This window comes from Cyanobium sp. A1C-AMD (genome assembly GCF_024346495.1).
GTDB lineage: Bacteria > Cyanobacteriota > Cyanobacteriia > PCC-6307 > Cyanobiaceae > Cyanobium_A > Cyanobium_A usitatum.
On the sequence record NZ_JAGQDB010000052.1, the window covers coordinates 1 to 17,541 of the forward strand.

Annotated in this window: 15 protein-coding genes and 2 pseudogenes; 7 read left to right on the forward strand and 10 right to left on the reverse strand. The window is 64.0% G+C overall.

Going from position 1 to position 17,541, the window contains the following annotated elements:
* Positions 1-34: 34 nt before the first annotated feature.
* Positions 35-1,294: pseudogene (locus tag KBY74_RS09385) on the forward strand (Hsp70 family protein); the annotation flags it as partial.
* 82 nt (positions 1,295-1,376) lie between these two features.
* On the opposite strand, the gene KBY74_RS09390 reads toward KBY74_RS09385, so the two are convergent.
* Together KBY74_RS09390 and psbQ are read right to left on the reverse strand one after the other, a co-directional pair.
* Positions 1,377-2,504 (reverse strand): FAD-binding oxidoreductase, encoded by a 1,128-nt coding sequence (locus KBY74_RS09390; RefSeq protein ID WP_261360354.1) that lies wholly within the window; start codon positions 2,502-2,504, stop codon positions 1,377-1,379.
* Positions 2,501-3,040, reverse strand: a complete 540-nt coding sequence (psbQ, locus tag KBY74_RS09395; RefSeq protein WP_254942468.1) for a photosystem II protein PsbQ — start codon at positions 3,038-3,040, stop codon at positions 2,501-2,503. Before psbQ ends, KBY74_RS09390 begins: the two co-directional genes overlap by 4 nt.
* Positions 3,041-3,175: 135 nt before the next feature.
* Between psbQ and purU the strand changes: the two genes are divergently transcribed.
* A complete protein-coding gene (gene purU, locus KBY74_RS09400) occupies positions 3,176-4,048 on the forward strand; it encodes a formyltetrahydrofolate deformylase (RefSeq protein WP_254942469.1) in 873 nt (290 codons plus the stop codon).
* Positions 4,049-4,051: 3 nt separating this feature from the next.
* On the opposite strand, the gene KBY74_RS09405 is transcribed toward purU, so the two are convergent.
* Both KBY74_RS09405 and acnB read right to left on the reverse strand, forming a co-directional pair.
* Positions 4,052-5,605 carry a radical SAM protein gene (locus KBY74_RS09405; protein WP_254942470.1) on the reverse strand — a complete coding sequence of 518 codons (1,554 nt, stop codon included), beginning with the start codon at positions 5,603-5,605 and terminating at the stop codon, positions 4,052-4,054.
* 104 nt (positions 5,606-5,709) lie between these two features.
* On the reverse strand, positions 5,710-8,325 hold the full coding sequence (gene acnB, locus KBY74_RS09410; protein ID WP_254942471.1) for a bifunctional aconitate hydratase 2/2-methylisocitrate dehydratase: 2,616 nt from the start codon (positions 8,323-8,325) through the stop codon (positions 5,710-5,712).
* Positions 8,326-8,443: 118 nt separating this feature from the next.
* On the opposite strand from acnB, the gene KBY74_RS09415 reads away from it, so the two are divergent.
* Entirely contained in the window at positions 8,444-9,490 is a 1,047-nt protein-coding gene (locus tag KBY74_RS09415; RefSeq protein ID WP_254942472.1) for a 3-deoxy-7-phosphoheptulonate synthase, read from the forward strand.
* A gap of 13 nt (positions 9,491-9,503) precedes the next feature.
* On the opposite strand, the gene KBY74_RS09420 is transcribed toward KBY74_RS09415, so the two are convergent.
* From KBY74_RS09420 to KBY74_RS09445, 6 genes are all read right to left on the reverse strand, one after another.
* Positions 9,504-10,178 (reverse strand): diacylglycerol/polyprenol kinase family protein, encoded by a 675-nt coding sequence (locus tag KBY74_RS09420; RefSeq protein WP_254942473.1) that lies wholly within the window; start codon positions 10,176-10,178, stop codon positions 9,504-9,506.
* A 4-nt stretch (positions 10,179-10,182) separates the two neighbouring features.
* Positions 10,183-11,211 (reverse strand): sigma-70 family RNA polymerase sigma factor, encoded by a 1,029-nt coding sequence (locus tag KBY74_RS09425; RefSeq protein ID WP_254942474.1) that lies wholly within the window; start codon positions 11,209-11,211, stop codon positions 10,183-10,185.
* Between the two features lie 96 nt (positions 11,212-11,307).
* A complete protein-coding gene (gene ppk1 / locus KBY74_RS09430; RefSeq protein WP_254942475.1) occupies positions 11,308-13,446 on the reverse strand; it encodes a polyphosphate kinase 1 in 2,139 nt (712 codons plus the stop codon).
* Positions 13,447-13,484: 38 nt separating this feature from the next.
* Positions 13,485-14,756 (reverse strand): MFS transporter, encoded by a 1,272-nt coding sequence (locus tag KBY74_RS09435; RefSeq protein ID WP_254942476.1) that lies wholly within the window; start codon positions 14,754-14,756, stop codon positions 13,485-13,487.
* 8 nt (positions 14,757-14,764) lie between these two features.
* Positions 14,765-15,235 (reverse strand): hypothetical protein, encoded by a 471-nt coding sequence (locus KBY74_RS09440; protein ID WP_254942477.1) that lies wholly within the window; start codon positions 15,233-15,235, stop codon positions 14,765-14,767.
* A gap of 183 nt (positions 15,236-15,418) precedes the next feature.
* On the reverse strand, positions 15,419-15,700 hold the full coding sequence (locus KBY74_RS09445) for a hypothetical protein (RefSeq protein WP_254942478.1): 282 nt from the start codon (positions 15,698-15,700) through the stop codon (positions 15,419-15,421).
* A 234-nt stretch (positions 15,701-15,934) separates the two neighbouring features.
* Between KBY74_RS09445 and KBY74_RS09450 the strand changes: the two genes are divergently transcribed.
* The 4 genes and pseudogenes from KBY74_RS09450 to KBY74_RS09465 form a co-directional block, all read left to right on the forward strand.
* Positions 15,935-16,150 carry a hypothetical protein gene (locus KBY74_RS09450; RefSeq protein WP_254942479.1) on the forward strand — a complete coding sequence of 72 codons (216 nt, stop codon included), beginning with the start codon at positions 15,935-15,937 and terminating at the stop codon, positions 16,148-16,150.
* A 224-nt stretch (positions 16,151-16,374) separates the two neighbouring features.
* Positions 16,375-16,794, forward strand: coding sequence for a nucleotidyltransferase family protein (locus KBY74_RS09455; protein WP_254942480.1), 420 nt, complete (start codon positions 16,375-16,377; stop codon positions 16,792-16,794).
* 135 nt (positions 16,795-16,929) lie between these two features.
* Positions 16,930-17,163 (forward strand): hypothetical protein, encoded by a 234-nt coding sequence (locus KBY74_RS09460; RefSeq protein ID WP_254942481.1) that lies wholly within the window; start codon positions 16,930-16,932, stop codon positions 17,161-17,163.
* 46 nt (positions 17,164-17,209) lie between these two features.
* Positions 17,210-17,541, forward strand: a pseudogene (locus KBY74_RS09465) (hypothetical protein); the annotation flags it as partial.

Genomic DNA, 17,541 nt, shown 5'->3' on the forward strand with positions numbered 1-17,541 from the left:
ACACTCATTCAAAAAACTACTCTCAACATAACTAGACACCCACCTGGGCGGCGATGACTTTGACAAAGTTATCGTTGATTACCTAGCCGCCAGCTTCAAAGCCAATGAGGGCATTGATCTGCGCCAGGACAAGCAGGCGCTGCAGCGTCTCACTGAAGCGGCAGAGAAGGCCAAAATTGAGCTTTCAAGCGCTACCCAGAGCGAAATCAACCTGCCGTTCATTACGGCCACCCCAGAGGGTCCTAAGCACCTCGACCTCACCCTCACCCGGGCCAAGTTTGAGGAGTTGGCCTCGAAGCTGATCGACCGTTGCCGCGTGCCGGTGGAGCAGGCCCTTAAGGACGCCAAGCTCTCCTCCGCTGAACTCGATGAAATCGTGATGGTGGGTGGCTCCACCCGCATCCCGGCGGTGCTTGAGCTGGTCAAGCGCGTTACCGGCAAGGACCCCAACCAAACCGTTAACCCAGATGAAGTCGTGGCCGTTGGTGCCGCGATTCAGGGCGGTGTGTTGGCCGGTGAGGTCAAGGACATCCTGCTGTTGGACGTCACCCCCCTGTCTCTAGGCGTTGAAACTCTTGGCGGCGTGATGACCAAGATGATCACCCGCAACACCACCATCCCCACCAAGAAGACCGAGGTGTATTCCACGGCGGTGGATGGTCAGACCAACGTGGAGATCCACGTGCTCCAAGGTGAGCGCGAGATGGCCAGCGACAACAAGTCGCTCGGCACCTTCCGCCTCGACGGCATTCCTCCTTCACCCCGCGGCGTGCCCCAAATCGAGGTCACCTTCGACATCGATGCCAATGGCATCCTCAGCGTCACCGCTAAGGACAAGGGCAGCGGTAAGGAGCAGAGCATCTCGATCACTGGAGCCTCCACCCTCAGCGACAACGAGGTGGAGAAGATGGTTAAGGATGCCGAGAGCAACGCTGCTACCGACAAGGAGAAGCGCGAAAAGATCGACCTGAAGAACCAGGCCGAAACCCTCGTTTATCAGTCGGAGAAGCAGCTCGGCGAGCTCGGCGACAAGGTGGGGGCTGAGGACAAGGCCAAGGTGGAATCCTCCTCCGCCAAGCTCAAGGAGGCGATCGCTAAGGAAGACTTCGACACCATGAAGTCTGAGCTCGAGACCCTGCAGCAGGCCCTGTATGCCGCTGGTGCCGCCGTGTACCAGCAGGCTGCAGGATCTGAGGCCGGCGGCGCCGCTCCTGGTGGCAATGGTGCTGGTGCCGCAGACTCCAGCCCCGCCGGCGACGATGTGATCGACGCTGAATTCACCGAGAGCAAGTGATCAGATTTACTGAGCGCCTTTAGGTGATCTTTAGCCCCCCGTAAGGGGGGCTTTTTGCTGGGCTCAGGGTCTGGCCGGTTTGTCAGCCTTGCTCAAGTTGGTCGGCCACCCATTCCGCTGTCGCCGGTGCCAGCAGCACGCCATTGCGGTAGTGGCCGCTGGCCAGCACTAGGCCCGGCTCCAGCTGCTCGAGCAGGGGCGCAGGGCGGCCGATGGGATGGGGCCTGTGGCCTTGCCACTGGCGTACCACGGTGGCCTGTTGCAGCCACTCTGGCGCGGCACCACCTAGCTGTTGCAGGTTGGCGAGGGCGGCCGGATCGGCTTGATCGCCAGGCTCCAGGGTGGCCCCAAGCCAAAGCCTGCCGCTGGCACGGGGCACCAGGTTGAGCCCCTGCCACACCACTGCCCCAGGCCAGGAGAGCTCTCCTGGCCTGGGGCTGGCGCTGCTCCAGTTTGTGGGGAGTGGCAACTCCAGTTCCAGGGCCTGGCCTAACACCGGCTCCATGGGTACCTGGTGGCCTAGGTCCGCCAGCAAAGCGGCACTGGCCACCCCGGCGCTCAGCGCCAAAGCATCCACCTTCAGAAGCTCGCCGCTGCGAGTGTGCACGCTCCAGCCACCGGGGCGTTGCTCGAGGCGCTCAACCCGATCGCAGCAGGTCTGCAGACCCAGCCGCAGGCCATCGGCTAGCAGGGCTGCGAGGGCGGGCCCGGGATCCAGCTGCCCGTCGGCCGGAGAGTAGAGCCCGCCCAGGGCTCCGATCGGCAGGGCTGGAGCCAGGGCGTCAAGCCGGGGCTGGTCCCAGAGCTCCAAGGCAAATCCCTGCTGCCGCCGGCTTGCCACCAACTGGCGCTGGCGCTCCAGCTCCTCAGGCGTGCTGGCCAGCAGCAGCAAGCCGGGCCGCCAGGGCAGCTCCCAGCCCTGGCCCTGCAATTGCTGACGCCATTGGCCCCAGAGCTCGAGGCTGCGTTGACGCAACCGCCAGGCTCGGCCGCTGTTGCGGTGAAACACCTGGGCCATGAGCACCCCCAGGGCCGCCTCGCTGCCTGAGCTGGGGTCGCGCTGGCCGTCCAGGCCAGGATCAATCAGCAAAACTCGGTGGCCACGCTGCAGCAGTAGCCAGGCGCAGGCCCGACCCACTAAGCCGGCGCCGATTACAGCGATCGAAAGGCGCCTAACGGCTGATCCGACGGGATGGGTCTTCTGAATCAGATCTGCTTGAGGTCTTCCTGCACTTGGGTGGGCAACACCTGGGCATAGAGACCAAAACCGCTCGCCACCTTGATGTAACCCTTGCGCAGCTTGTCGCCGTCTTGAAGGCGGGCCGCCTCATCGAGCTGGGCTAGGGCCGTTTTCAGGGCGGTGGCAAGCTTCTCGGCCTCGGGGCGGTCGGCGGGCAGCAGCCTTTGGTTGATGTAGCTCATTTCCCGGCCCACTTCCTGCATGGGGCCGTGGATCAAATTGGCGGTGAATACCCAGTTGCGATCATTTACGAGGGCGGCCAACTCGGGCAGGCGGTTGCGGGCTGCCAGGAAGCCCTCCGCTTGGCGCTCGATCAGGGCCATGTCCTCTGGGCTGATGGTCGGCGGCTTCTTGCCCTGGCTGCCGTCACAGGCGCTCAGGCCGAGGCAGAGCACGGTGGCAAGGCAGAGCACCAGTAAACGGCGCAGCTGCTGGGTGAAAGCGGTTTGGGTGAAAGCAGTTTTACTGAAAGCAGTGAAAACCGCAGGAATCCGCGCAGAAGCCATCAGCAGGTACCAATACCTTTTCGTGGGGGTGAGTTTATCGGGGCGGGCTGGCTCTTCCGGCCTGTCTGTTGCCCCTCGCAACCTGGCCCTAAATGCCGCCGAGGTGCTACGTCTGAACCGACGTTGACCATGGCCATGACTACCGCCACTGCCATCCTGCAGATGATCTGCCCGGATCAACCCGGACTAGTGCGGGAATTGTCTGGTTGGGTGGCGGCTAACGGCGGCAACATCGTGCACGCCGACCACCACAGCGATCAAGGCGCTGGCTTGTTTTTGAGCCGGATCGAGTGGCAGCTTGAGGGTTTCGGGTTGCCGCGGGAGGCGATCTGTCCCACGGCCAGCGCCCTGGCGGAGCGCCTGGGTGGCCAATACAAGGTGAACTTCTCAGATGTGCGCCCGCCGGTGGCGATCTTCGTGAGCAAGCAGGACCACTGCCTGCTGGATTTGCTGTGGCGCACGCGTACGGGGGAGTTGCCGATGCAGGTGCCGCTGGTGATCTCCAACCATCCCGACCTTGGCGCCCTGGCCGAGGAATTTGGGGCCCGCTTTGCCCATGTGCCCATCTCAGCCGCCAACCGGGAGGAGGCTGAAGCACGGCACTTGGAGCTGCTTGCCGAGCACGGCATCGAGCTAGTGATCCTGGCCAAGTACATGCAGGTGCTGACGCCGGCATTTTTGGAGAGCTTTGATCCACCGGATGCTTTCCACCGAGTGATCAACATCCACCACTCTTTCCTGCCTGCCTTCCAGGGCGCCCAGCCTTATCACCGGGCCTGGGAGCGGGGCGTGAAGCTGATCGGTGCCACCGGTCACTACGTGACCGAGCAGCTGGATGGGGGGCCGATCATTGCCCAATCCACCGTGCCCGTGGGCCACCGCGATGAGGTCCCTGACCTGATCCGCCTCGGCCGCGACTGCGAACGCCTGGCCCTAGCCCGGGCCGTGCGCCTGCACCTCAAGCGCCAGGTGATGGTTTACCGGGGGCGGACGGCGGTGTTTGCTTGAGGTTCAGGCAGCTTCGCCGAGCGCATCAAGCCTGTGTTTGGCGAGAGTCGCCGCAGGCAGCGGTCCCTCCAGGTGCGCCCAGGGCAGCACCCGCTCGCTGTTCCAGGTTGCGTGGATCACTTCCTCCCAGGCTGGTGGGCTCTCAAGGCCTGAGGTTTGCTCCCGCACCGCCCGATATGCCTGCTTCCAGCCCCCCAGGCTCTCGTGTTTGCCGCGGGCGGCGGCGATCACCGGCGCTAGGCGCCGGTCGCTGCGAGACAGCAGGGCCTGGATCACGCTCCAGCCATAGCTTTCGGGGCGCAGCTCGATGCCCTTGGGCTTGAGCCGCTTGGCCAGCAGCTTGAGTCGCTTGTCGGCTTCGGGACGCACCCCCTGCCACTGGAACGGGGTGTGGGCCTTGGGCACGAAGCTGCTCACTCCCAGGGTGAGCCTCAGGCCGGGAGTGGCTTTTTTCAGAGCTAGCAGCAGCTCGGCGGTGGCTTCCACATCGGTTTCTTCTTCCGTAGGCAGGCCCACCATTCCGTAGAGCTTCAGGCCCGTGAGCCCGCCCTCCTTGGCGTAGCGGGCGGCGGCGTAAATCTCTTCGGTGGCGAGTTTCTTGTTCACCACCTGGCGCATGCGCTCGCTGCCGCTCTCGATGGCGATCGTGAGCGATTTGCTGCCCCGTTTGGCCAGAATTCGGCCCAGCTCGGCGGTCACGGTGGCGGCCCGCACCGAGCTGACGCTCACCCGCGTGCCTTCAAAGCGGTCCTGGTCGAGCCAGGCCAGCAGGTCGGCGAATTGGGGGTGCTGGGTTACTGAGGCCCCCAGCAATCCCAGGCGTTGGGTGGCGACCAAACCCTTCTCTACCGCTGGGATCAGGCCGTCTTCCAGGCTGGGGGTGCGAAACGGCAGGGTGAGGTAGCTGGCCAGACAGAAGCGGCACAGCTCCGGACAGCTGCGCGCCACCTCCACCATGTGGATCGAGGGCCAGGCCGCCTCCGGGGTGATCACAGTCGAGTGGCTCAAGGTGTTGCCGCGCCAGGTCTGCTTGGCCACCGTGGCCGGGATACTCGCTTCTGTTGGCTCCACCGCGAGCAGATCGCCCTCGGGGCTGTAGCGGGGGGCATAGAGGCTGGGCACGTACACCCCCGGCACGTGGGCTAGCTGGCGTAGCCGTTCGGCCCGTGGAGCGTCCCGGCCTGCCTGCAGGGCATCGATGAAGGCTGGCAGCAACAGTTCGCCATCGCCCAGCAACACCACATCAAAAAATGGTGCCAGCGGCTCGGGGTTGGCGGTGAGCACCGGCCCACCACCGAACACGATCGGATCGTCTTCGCCGCGCTCGCCCGCCCAGATCGGGATGCGCTGCTGCTCCAGCAGATCCAGCAGCACCGGCCCATCCAGCTCCCAGCTCAGCGACAGGCCAAACAGGTCGCAGTGGCGGTGCGCTGGATCGCCCTGGTCGGTGAATAGGCGGCGTACATCCACATCGGCCCGTTGGGCCAGGGTGGCCCACACCACCTGGTACCCCAGGCTGGTGATGCCCACCGTGTAAGTGCTGGGAAAGGCCAGCACGGCACGCAGGGCACCGGCCTCAGCTGGGGCGGGTTCGAACAGCAGGATTTCCTGGTTCAGATAAGACGACGGCTGTAGGCATCCAGCGTCTCACCACGACTGCCTCAGACCCCCGCCAGCACCTTCGCCTCGTCCTCGGCGCTAAGCACTCGGCCGCTGTCTTCAAAGCCTTCGATCTGGTCGAAGTTGAGGTAGCGGTAGAGCTCAGCGCCGAAGGGATCGATGCGCTCAGCAGCGATCTGCAGGTATTCCTGCCTGGAGGGAATGCGGCCCAGCTGGGCACACACCGCCGCTAGTTCGGCGCTGCCCAGGTACACCTGGGCGCCGTTGCCGAGGCGGTTGTTGAAGTTGCGGGTGCTGGTGGAAAACACCGTGGTGTTGTCTTCGACGCGGGCCTGGTTGCCCATGCACAACGAGCAGCCCGGCATCTCCATGCGGGAGCCGGCCGCTTCGAAGGTGGCGTAGTAGCCCTCCTGCTTCAGCGTCTCCTCGTCCATGCGGGTGGGGGGGCACACCCAGAGGCGGGCGGCGTTTTCGCCTTGACCTTCGAGCACGTTGGCCGCGGCACGGTAGTGGCCGATGTTGGTCATACAGCTGCCGATAAACACCTCATCGATAGGTGCGCCGGCTACTTCGGAGAGGGTTTTGACGTTGTCGGGGTCGTTGGGGCAGGCCAGGATCGGCTCTGTGATCTGATCGAGATCGATCTCGATCACGGCGGCGTACTCCGCATCGGCATCGGCCTCCAGCAGTTCCGGGTTGGCCAGCCAGGCCTCCATCGCCTTGATGCGGCGGGCCAGGGTGCGCCCGTCGCCGTAGCCGCGGGCGATCATGTTTTTCAGCAGTGCCACGTTGCTGCTTAGGTATTCGCTCACCGTTTCGGCGCTGAGCTTGATTGTGCTGCCGGCACAAGAGCGCTCCGCGGTCGCGTCCGTGAGTTCAAAGGCCTGCTCAAGCTTGAGATCGGGCAGCCCTTCAATCTCCATGATTCGGCCGTTGAATACGTTTTTTTTGCCTTCTTTAGCCACCGTGAGCAGGCCCTGCTGGATCGCTACGTAGGGAATCGCATTCACTACATCTCGGAGGGTCACGCCCGGCTGCAGGGTGCCTGAAAATTTCACCAGCACCGATTCGGGCATGTCGAGCGGCATGGCGCCGATGGCGGCGGCGAAGGCCACCAGGCCTGAGCCGGCCGGGAAGGAGATGCCGAGTGGGAAGCGGGTGTGGCTGTCGCCGCCGGTGCCCACGGTGTCGGGCAGGAGCATGCGGTTTAGCCAGCTGTGGATGATGCCGTCGCCCGGGCGCAGGGCCACGCCGCCGCGGGACGCCATGAAATCCGGCAGCTCGGCGTGGGTCTTGAGATCCACCGGCTTGGGATAGGCGGCGGTGTGGCAGAAGCTCTGCATCACCAGATCGGCGCTGAAGCCCAGGCAGGCCAGCTCCTTCATCTCGTCGCGGGTCATGGGCCCGGTGGTGTCCTGGGAGCCCACGGTGGTCATCAGCGGCTCGCAGCTGCTGCCGGGGCGCACGCCCGCCAGGCCGCAGGCCTTGCCCACCATCTTCTGGGCCAGGGTGTAGCCCTTGCCGGTGTCGGCCGGGGCGACCGGGCGGATGAACAGCTCGCTGGCGGCCAGCCCCAGCTGGGCGCGCAACTTATCGGTGAGCGAGCGGCCAATCAACAGGGGGATGCGGCCGCCGGCGCGCACCTCATCGGTGATCGTGCTGGGCTTTAGCTCGAAGCGAGCCACGATCTCGCCGGCATTCACTTCGCCGCTGGCCCGCTCGATCGTGCCGGCGTAGGGACGGATCGTGATCACATCGCCGGAGTTGAGCGCCGTTACGTCGCACTCGATCGGTAGGGCGCCGGAATCCTCGGCGGTGTTGAAGAAGATTGGTGCGATCTTGCCGCCCAGGATCACACCGCCGCCGCGCTTGTTTGGCACGTGGGGGATGTCGCTGCCGGTGTGCCAAAGCACGGAGTTGATTGCGGATTTGCGCGAGCTGCCGGTGCCCACCACATCGCCTACGTAGGCCACCGGGTGACCTTTGGTTTTGAGCTGGCTGATCAGCTCCAGGCCGCCGGGCATGCGGGTTTCCAGCATCGCCATGGCGTGCAGGGGGATGTCGGGCCGGGTGGTGGCGTGGGTGGCGGGGGAGAGATCGTCGGTGTTGGTTTCACCCTCCACCTTGAACACGGTCACGGTGATCTCGGCGGGCAGCTCGGCTTTGGCGGTGAACCACTCGGCGGCGGTCCAGCTGTCGATTACCTGCTGGCCGTAGGCGTTGCTGGAGGCCAGCTCCAGCACCTCGTTGTATGAGTCGTAGACGAGCAGCGTGGTGCTCAGCCCTTCGGCGGCGGCGCTGGCGATGGCTGGATCGGAGTTGCTGAGCAGCTCGATCAAGGCGCTCACGTTGTAGCCGCCGATCATCGTGGCCAGCAGCTTCACTGCCGCCACTGGGTTTACCAGGGGGCTAGTAGCTGTGCCCTGGGCCACAGCCGCGAGCCAGTCGGCCTTCACGTAGGCCGCTTCGTCCACTCCCGGCGGGATGCGCTCACTAAGCAGGTGCAGCAGGAAGTCTTCCTCGCCGGCGGGCGGTGCGCTCAGCAGCTCCGTGAGTGCACTGGCTTGTGTGGCGCTCAGGGGCAGGGCCGGCACCCCCAGGGCTTCGCGCTCGGCCGCAGCGGCGCGGTAGCTGGGGAGGAAGGTGGCTGCAGACATGCCCGCTCGCGTTGATCTACACCCCATTGTTCTTGGCAGCCGGCCCCTTGGTGGTCGCAATCGCTGCTGACTAGGGTGGAAGGCGACTCCGCGGCGCCGTTCTGACGGCCTCAGGCCCATGACCACCACCACCTCCGATTTGCATGTGGTGGAAACCCGGCCGCTGGTGCCTCCGGCGCTGTTGCACCGCGAACTGCCGATCAGCGATCGTTCAACGGCAACGGTCCAGCAAGCCAGGGAACGTATTAAGGCGATCCTGCATGGCAGTGATTCCCGTCTGCTGGTGATCGTGGGGCCCTGCTCGGTGCACGATGTGGCCGCGGCCCACGAATACGCCGCGGCAATCGCCCAGGCCCATGAACGCTATAAGGACTCGCTCGAGATAGTGATGCGGGTTTATTTCGAGAAGCCCCGCACCACCGTGGGCTGGAAGGGCCTGATCAATGACCCCCACCTCGATGGCAGCTACGACATCAATACGGGACTGCGGGTTGCTCGCGGCCTTTTGCTGCATTTAGCCGAGATGGGCCTGCCGGCGGCTACCGAGCTGCTCGATCCGGTAGTGCCCCAATACATCGCCGATCTGATCAGCTGGACGGCCATCGGCGCCCGCACCACCGAAAGCCAGACCCACCGGGAGATGGCTTCGGGTTTGTCGATGCCGATCGGCTTCAAAAATGGCACCGACGGCAGTGCCATTACCGCCATCAATGCCATGGAAGCGGCGGCGAAGACCCACCATTTCCTGGGCATCAACCACGACGGTCATGCCGCCATTGTGACCACCACGGGCAATCCCGATGGCCATCTGGTCTTGCGGGGCGGCAAGCGCGGCACTAACTACCACCCAGAGGCGGTGCAGGAAGCCGCTGCTGAGCTGGCTAAAGCCGGCCTGCCGCCTCGGGTGATGGTGGATTGCAGCCATGGCAACTCCAACAAGGACTATCGCCGCCAGGGCGAGGTGGCAGCCCAGGTGGCCGAACAACTGCGCGCCGGCTCTGGCCACGTGATGGGCGTGATGCTGGAGAGCCATCTGGTGGCTGGTAGCCAGAAGATTCCGTCAGACCTAAGCCAGCTCACCTACGGCCAGAGCATCACCGATGCCTGCATCGATCTGGCCACCACCGCGGAGGTGCTCGAAACTCTGGCTGAGGCGGTGCGCTAGCTAAGCCAGTGCGCTAACTCAGCCGTTGCCAGAGCCAGCCGGCCGCCAGCGGCACGGTGAAGTTGTCGAGGCCCCCCACCGCCACCTGCTCCAGCACCACGGCAGTGGCGCTGATGGCCAGCAGGGCGGGCAGCTCTGGGTGGGGCAGGCCAGCCGCGATCGCCAGCTGGCGAACCAGCAGCAGCATGGCCAGGCTGCCAGCGGCCATGGCGCCGGTGCCAACGACGGATTTGCGCTGGCCCCACACCAGCCAGCAAGGGGAGTTCACCAGGGGACCCAGCAGTCCGGCGAGGCCATCACCCACGGCCATCACCAGCACGCCAGCTGCTACGGCAGCGGGTTGCTGCGGCCAAAACTGCAGTAGCAGCAGGGTTATTGAGGCCCCATAGGCGATGGTGCCGTAGCTGGCCCTGCCCACATCTTCGATGGCTGGCAGCAGGCGGAAGCGATGGTTCATTGCCGCCAGCAGCGTGATCAGGCCGGCGGCGGGGATGGCGATCAGGCGATCGATGCCGGTGGCCCAGGCGATCGGCACCACGGCGCCGGTGCCGATGTGTACCAACTTGCGACTCCATTCCCGTTGTCCATTCCAGCGCCGCCGCACCTGCAGCGCCGCTAGCGCCAACAGGGCCAGCCAGCCAGCAACGGCCGCCACTCCCAGCAGCTGCTGCGACCATCCAGCGGCCATGGGCTCAAGCGGCCTGCTGGTAGTTGCTCATCAGGCGCAGCTTCATGATCGCTTTTGCCTCCAGCTGCCGCACCCGCTCCCGAGAGACATTGATCAGCCGGCCAATCTCCGCGAGGGTGAGAGGTTCGGCCCCTTCCAGGCCGAAGCGCAGCTTGAGGATCTGCTGTTCCCGGTCGTTTAGCTGGGAGAGCCAGGTGCCCAGGTGCTCCTTTTGGATGTGCCGGTCCATCGAGTCCAGGTGCTCGTTGCTGGCAGGATCGGCGATCAGTTCGCCCAGGGTGCTGCGGTCTTCTTCGCCGCGGGCGTGGGCATCGAGGGAGGCGCAGGGAGCGCTTTGGGCCATCAGCTCTTCGAGGTCCCGCGGGGCTATGTCCATGGCATGGGCAAGCTCGAGGCGATTCGGCTGGCGGCCGAGGCGATGGGAAAGCTCCCGGCTGATCCGCCGCATCTTCGACAGCTTTTCGCTGATGTGAATCGGCAGACGAATCGTGCGGGCGCTGTTGTCGATGGCCCTGGTCATCCCCTGACGGATCCACCAATAGGCGTAGGTCGAAAATTTATAGCCCATTGCTGGGTCGAACTTGTCAACGGCTCGCTCTAGGCCGATCGCCCCTTCTTGCACCAGATCCAGCAGCTCAAGCCCCTGGTTTTGATACTTTTTGGCGACGCTCACCACCAGGCGCAGGTTGGCGGCCATCATGCGATCACGGGCCCGCTGGGCCATGCGCAGCTGGCGCTTGTGCTTGGGGGTGTGCTCCCCTGCAGGGAGCTCCAGCAAGCGTTTGCCAGCCTGCACGTGGTGGGCCAGCTCAATTTCTTCGGCGGCCGTGAGCAGGGGCACCCTGCCAATGGTGCCTAGATACCAGCCGATTGAATCGGCACTAAGCCGGCCCCCGGCTTTAGGGCCTGTGGCGGCGCGTACCTTTGCCGAGGCAGATTTGCTAGCTGCAGCGTTTGGCGCCATCAATGATGGCGACTGCTTCGAGACGCTGTTGTCAACAGCGTCTGAAGCGGATTGCAAAGGCGTCCCCACACCCCAGCCTCCGTATTGGATTTGGCCGAAATGTAGCACTGTTGCGTTGGTTGTGACTCCTTGATTTGGAATATTTCCTGTATGGAATGCTGCAGATCAAGCCATCAAACCGCCGCGCCAGCTACGCATCATCTCTCGCTGAACCAGATGTTGTTCGCCTTCGAGCTGTCGTTGACTGAACTTTCCTTGATTGTCCATGTGCCAGGCACCGGTGTCATTCAGGTAGAGATCGATGACCTGCTCAAGCTGATGGCGCAGTTTTGGATCTTCGATCGGGGCTACCGCTTCAACTCGTCTGTCCAGGTTGCGTGACATCCAGTCGGCGCTGCCGAAGAAAAGTTCGGGCTCGCCGCCATTGCCAAACCAAAACAGACGCGAGTGTTCAAGGAAGCGACCGATCACACTCACAACCTGGATGTTGTCGCTGATGCCCTCCAGTTGGGGCCGCAGGCTGCACATGCCACGCACCACCAGCTCAATCCTCACGCCGGCCTGGGAGGCCTCGTAGAGCAGGGCGATGATCGCCGGATCCACCAGGGAGTTCATCTTTGCTCGGATATGGCCGCCCCTGCCGGCCTGGGCATGCTCGATTTCGCGGCGGATCAAGCCTTCCATGCGGCTGCGCAGCGTCACTGGAGCCACCAGTAAGCGGCGGAAGCTTTGCTGTTTTGAGAAACCGGTGAGGTAGTTGAACAACTCCACTAGGTCGGCACCGAATTCCGGCCTGGCTGTGAGTAGGCCGATATCGGTGTAGAGGCTGGAGGTTTTGGAGTTGTAGTTGCCCGTACCTATATGCACGTAGCTGTTGAGGCGCTCCTTCTCCTTGCGAACTACCAGCAGGATTTTCGTGTGGGTCTTTAGGCCCAGCACGCCGTAGACGACGTGCACCCCAGATGCCTCCAACTGCTTGGCCCACTGGATGTTGTTGTCTTCATCGAAGCGGGCTTTTAATTCAACAAGGGCCATCACCTGCTTGCCGTTTTCGGCGGCCCGGATCAGTGCTGCCACCACCGCTGAATCCTTAGAGGTGCGGTAGAGGGTCATTTTGATGGCCAATACCGAGGGGTCATCGGCGGCCTGGTTGAGGAATTCCTCTACCGATGTGGAAAACAGGTCGTAGGGGTGATGTAGCAGCACATCTCCCCGGCGGATCACCGAGAAGATGCTTTCAAACTCCTCCGCCTTGATCGAGCCGTCTTCCAGCTGGCTCTTCTGGGTGCGGGCCAGGGCTGGTGTGGTGCGGCCCTTGTGGGGCTTCTCCTTTAACTGGGGCAAGGGAATGGCCAGCAGGCTCATCAGATCGTCAAGGCCCAGTGGTCCGTTGACCCGGTAAACGTCTTCAGCTTCGACGGCGGTGCCCTCCATCAGTAGCTGCACCACCGCTTCCGGCATTTCATCTGCCACCTCCAGCCGCACCACCTCACCGCCGCGGCGGCGTTTGCGCAGGCCCTCCTCAAGGGCCTCCATCAGATCGTCGGCCTCTAGGTCGCGCAATTCCAGGTCGGCGTCACGGGTGACGCGGAAGAAGTAGTGACCCTCCACGTGCATGCCTGGGAACAGCAGGCCGAGGTTGAAGGCCACCACCTGCTCCAGAGGCACGGCCGTGTAAACGGCTTCGGGTTGCTTGCCGCTCAGATGGGGCGGGATCTGAACGAAGCGGGGCAGGTTTTTCTGCGGCACCTTCACCCGGGCGAATTCCTGTCGACCCGTATCGGGGTCGCGCACCAGGGCGGCCACGTTGAGGCTCAGGTTGCTGATGAAGGGAAAGGGGTGGGAGGGATCCACCGCCAGGGGGGTGAGAACCGGGAAAATGGCGCTCTGGAAGTAGGCGTTGAGCCAATCCCGTTGGGCTGCGTTGAGGTTGGAGTAGTCGGTGAGGTGAACGCCGTAGTCGCAGAGATGGCTCTTAAGGGAGTGGCGGTAGTGCTGCTGCTGCATCTCCAGCAGGGGGCGCAGCTTGGTGCGGATCGCCTGAAGCTGTTGCTGAGCTGTGAGTCCGTCATCGCTGAGACTGCTCACCCCGGCATCGATCTGGGACTTCAATGAGGCCACCCTCACCATGAAGAACTCATCGAGGTTGTTGCTGAAGATGGCGCTGAACTTCGCCTGCTCAAGTAGCGGTGTGTGCTCGTCTAGGGCTTGTGCCAGCACCCGGTAGTTGAATTCCAGCCAGCTAAGTTCACGGTTTAAATAAAGCTCGGGAGCTAGCTGGGTTTCAGCCGTTGATTCCGCCATGCCGCATCCTGACTGTGATTAGCGGCAAGGTAGCAATCTCAACTGTCCGATCTGTGTAGTCCTGCTGTCATCGCTGAATTTCGGCCAGGTAGGCCACCGGCCACCAGCAGGGCCACGCCCACAAGCAAGGCGATGCCAAGCCAGAAGGGGCTTTGGCGCCCGGTGGTTTCGTAGGCCAGGCCCGCCAGCGGTGGCCCCAGAAAACTGCCCAGGCTCTGCAGCCCCTGGAGGCTGCCCAGGGCGGCGCCCTGGCCTTCGCTGTCGAGTCGGCGGGACACCAGGCTGCGAAGGCAGGGGGTGACCAAGCCTGTGCCTAGGGCCAGGATCGCCACGGCGGTGAATACCACTGGTTGGGCGTTGGCCCGGGTGGCCAGGGGAATCAGCAGGCAGCCGGCGATCACAAAGCCCAGGCCGGCCAGGGTGAGGCGCCATTCGCCGAAGCGCTTCACCAGCGGGCCGATCAGGCCGCCCTGCACCACGGTGGCGACTACGCCCACCACCAGAAAAGCTGAGGCCGCTAGGCCGGGCCCCCAGTTGAAGGCCTGCTTGAAATAGAGAACCAGCACGGCCGTGAAGCCGTTGAAGGCCAGGAAGAAAAGGAAGAAGGCCACGCAAAGCCGCCGCACCTGGGGGTTGGTGAACACCCGTTGCAAGGCGGCCAATGGGTTGAGATCCCGTTTGCGCGGCATGGCCCGGCGTGCTTCTGGCGGGTGGGTTTCTGGCAGCACGGTGAGCACCAGCACCAGGTTGAGCACGGCGATGGCTACGGCAACCAGCAGCGGCAGGGTGACGTTGATCTGGCCGAGCAGCCCGCCTAGGGCGGGGCCAAGAATGAAGCCCAGGCCAAAGGCCACCCCGATCAGGCCGAAGGCCTTAGCCCGTTTTTCCGGCGGCGAGATGTCGGCCAGCACGGCGCTGGCTGTGGCGGCTGTGCCGCCGCTCACCCCATCGATCAACCGAGCCCCGAACAGCAGGGCCAGGGGCAACCCGGCGGCCTGGGCGGCGGGCCAGAGGCTGGCCCAGGGCAAGCTGATCGTGAGAGCAAACAGGGCCAGGCCGAGCACCGAGCCCGCCACGCAGACGCTGATTACCGGTTTGCGGCCGTAGTGGTCGCTGAGGGCGCCGATCAGGGGCGTGAAGGCGAACTGAGCCACCGCGTAACTACCCGCCAGTAGCCCCAGCACCCGGCCATCGCTGGTGAAGCCCGCCAGCAAAAAGGGCAGCAGCGGAAACACAATGCTTTCCCCCAGCCGGTCGTTTAGCAGGGTGAGGAAGGCGCAGAAGAAGGTGGAGGGGCGGGGTAATGACAAGGTGGCGCTCAGGGCTTGGGCAAGTTGGGGCAGGGGTTGGGGCCGAACATGCCGCTCAGTTTCTGGCTGCCCATCGCATAGATCTGCTGGGCCTGGGCCGGGTTGCCCTGGGCGCCCTGCAGCTTGCTCGCAAACTCCTGGCAGGCCTGGGCTTGCTGGGGATTGGCTGGCTTGGTGGTGACAGGTGCGGTGACTGGTGCAGGTGCCGGGGTAGCTGGAGCAGTTGCGGTGGGCGCCGGAATGTCGCCACAGGGGTTTTCGCCGAAGGTTTCAACCAGCTTCAGCACTCCCTGCTGGTAAACCACTTGGGCCTGCTGGGGATTGGCGGATGCGGCCTGGAGTTTGACGGCAAATTCCTGGCAGGCCTTGCGTTCCTGGGCGCGGCGCAGCAGCGGGCCGGCTTGGGCGTTGGGTGGCGCCAGGGGGGCGAGGCCGGCGGCCAGGAGCAGCAGGACCGTGATGGTGCGGCGAGCGGTCATCGCGAGGGGGAAGCGACCCTCACGTTATGGGGGAAGGTGAGGACGTTTGGCGCCGGGCAATCCATGCTTGGGCCTGGCGCTCGCTATCAGGACGAGGAGATGTAGGCACCCCAGTTGAGCCACCTCTGCCCGTGAGGCCGAGGGCTTTATCAGCATGGAACCGGCCACCCTGGCCCCAACCACTCAGCTGGCAGGCAGCACGGAGTAGTGATCCACCACCAGCCCCTTGCGTTGTTCCGGGCGTCCTTCCATGCCCCCTGGAAGATCGATCTGGGGCAACAGCGTGGCCTCAGCCCAGCTGTCGTATTGGGCTTGCCCTTCCCAAAGGGACACGATCATCAGACCCCCTTCCACCTCCGCCACCGTGCGCAGCAGCTGGGCTTGAGGTTGCTCCTTGCCCTCCAACTGGGCTATTTCAACCTGGAATTGCTCGAGGGTCGCCCCAGGCCAAAAATTCGCAACCATGTGCACGGCCGATCCTCCAAGTTTTTATGCCCATGAATGTGGCATAGAAAGTTGGGGTCTGCTGAGTCGCCGACTTCTGCCTGGGCCCGAGCTTCATAGAGGCGTATTGCTCGTGATCCATCTACCCACCCCCTGGCTCAATGCCCTTACGTGTCAGTTAAGACGGGTGCTTTTACTCATCTCTGGACTGAATAAGGCTTCTTAGCCTGGGTACAGATAGTTGAGGTAAGAGAGATGACTACCTGCCAAACGCAATCCACCGCTGCTCTGCACGATCTCAAAGAGCTGGCCCGGCGCGATCCTGCATTCACTGCCGCCCTACTGGCTACCCGGTCGACCCAGGAGGCCGTTGAGCTGGCAGCCACCAACCACATCTCCGTCACTCCCGAAGCGCTATGGCGCCATCGGGGCACCTTGATGGCTGGAGGTATGCCCACTTGGCGAGGCTGATCTTTGGGTTCGATATTTCAAGAGATCCCTCTAGGTAGGCAATCTCGGCGTGTGCGCTCTTCGCTATAGCGGTAGATTCGTTGATTCCGGAGGGCGGCCATGGCTAGCTCGAGTTCTGCGGTGCCTCCTTGGCATCCGGCAGGCAGTAGGGGCAGGCCAGGTTGCAGCACCAGAGGGGTCGGTTGAGCTGGCCAGTGCCAGGTCAACGGGGGTAGCGTTTCAGCATGGTCGCCATCGCTGCCGAGCGTTTCACGCCGCCCACCATCCCCTGGCGCCATCCCCTGGCGCTTGAGCCGGCTCCTGAGCTGGGTCCGGGGGTGGATCCCCAGAGGTCTGGGGAAGCCTTGGCGCGTCTCTGCGCCGAACCCGATGTGCAGGCGGTGATCGCCTTTGGTTCGCGGGCCAGGGGTGAGGCGCGTCCCGACTCAGATCTGGATCTGGCCGTGATCGTGGGCCAGCCCCAGCTCACGCCGGTCGAGAAGCTGGCCTGCTGGAAGCGCTTCAACCGAGTGCTGGGTCGGCAGGGAGTAGCTGTCGACTTGGTGGTGGCGGGCAGCGCTGATGCCGAGCGCCTGAGTGGCTCCCGTTGGCATGTGTTCGGCGATGTGGCTCGTGAGGGCCGGGTGTTGTATGTCGCCCGCTGAAGACGCCTTGCTGCTCCTGGCGATTGTGCGCCGCCATCTGCGCAGCCTGGGTCTGACCCTTGACCCTGCCTATCCCGACGAGGACTGGGGCTTCACCGCCCAGCAAGCGGTGGAAAAATACTCAAGGCCTGGATTGTGCTGGCCGACCGGCGGCCGCCCCGGGTCCATGACCTCGAAGATCTGGTCGCTCTGGCTGGTCAGCAGCTTGATCCCCTCCTGCTTGAGCTGCAGGTGTTTGCGGTGGAGGCCCGCTACGAGGAGGGGCCGTTTCCGCTGCCGGCGCCGAGACCGGAGCTGCTGGCGCTGGTCGAGGCGGAGCAGGAGCGTTGTGAGCGGATTGTGGCGGCGCAGGGCGAATCGGCTGCCTGACTTGGCATAGGCCATCTCACTTGGCTTGGGCTAGTTCACGTTGCGGATGGCCCGGGGATCAAGCGGCAGCGCTGACATCGTCACCTGCCAGTGGGCTCACGACAAATTCAATGGGGCCGTGGGCGGCGCGCCAGATAGCTTCTTGCTGCACAACGATCTGGCCTTCCTTCCGGCTGAGCACAACTGCGAGCCCGGTTTCACCCTGGCGGTGTTGCATCACTTCGGTCTTGAGGCCTATCGGCTGGCCGTGTTCGAAACCTCCCACTTGGTAAACCAGGCTCCCCGCTCAGGACTGGGCGTCCTTGGCTGCCTCTCACCGAAGCCCTATGGGGGTCAGATCGGGCTGATGGGTGCGAAGGCCCGTAAGGATGGTCTGAT